Raw genomic sequence first — 768 nt, 5'->3', positions numbered from 1 at the left:
GTCTCCAAGTTTCGCGAACATAGTCAGGTGAATAGTTAGAACAAACACCATTTTTACCTATATTCTCTTTTAATCCTTTAATAGAAGACCAATTAATCTGTAATCCAGGGGCTACCACTAAAAATTCGTAACTAACGACTGAATTATCTCCTAAAATAATGCTATTGTTTTCAGGTTGAAAGCTTGAAACAGCATTTTTTATCCATTGAACACCTTCAGGTATAACACTTTTCATATCTTTACGAGAACTTTTTAAACTCGATGCCCCAGCACCAACCAAAGTCCATAAAGGTTGATAATAATGATATTCAGCTGGGTCTATAATTGCTATTTTTCCTTTTAAGCTTTGATTTTTTCTTAATAGTCTTGATGCCACGGTAATACCTGCTGTACCGCCACCTACAATAACAATTTGATAATATTTACTCATTTTTCCACACCCTTAAATTATTTTAATGATTCTGGAAAATCTTTATATCCTTCTCTAATATTCACGACATTTTCAAATCCTTTATTTTCTAAGATACCCACTGCGATTGAACTTCTAACTCCTGACTGACAATGTACGTATATTTTATCTTCTTTATTAAATGGAATATTTTCATTTAATAATTTACCATGTGGAATATTGACTGCTTGATCTAAGTGTCCATTATTCCATTCTTCATCATTACGTACGTCGAGTACATTTGCTTCTTCACCAGTCATATCAGCGCTGTGGATGGATTGTGTTAGAACTTCTGATTTTGGTAAACGATAGCCTGCTAC

At 33.3% G+C, this 768-nt stretch carries 1 protein-coding gene and 1 pseudogene; both read right to left on the bottom strand.

The window, feature by feature from the left end; genetic code table 11:
* Positions 1 to 430, bottom strand: a pseudogene (sqr, locus tag KA909_RS13180) (type II sulfide:quinone oxidoreductase Sqr); the annotation flags it as partial.
* A 17-nt stretch (positions 431 to 447) separates the two neighbouring features.
* On the bottom strand, positions 448 to 768 hold a 321-nt coding region (locus tag KA909_RS13175; RefSeq protein WP_210130316.1), incomplete at its 5' end, for a rhodanese-like domain-containing protein.

The sequence above is a fragment of the Staphylococcus sp. GDX8P54P genome, assembly GCF_017893165.1.
Classification (GTDB): Bacteria; Bacillota; Bacilli; order Staphylococcales; family Staphylococcaceae; genus Staphylococcus; species Staphylococcus borealis.
Note: the sequence above shows the minus strand (reverse complement) of the source record. Positions and strands in the feature narration are given on the sequence as shown.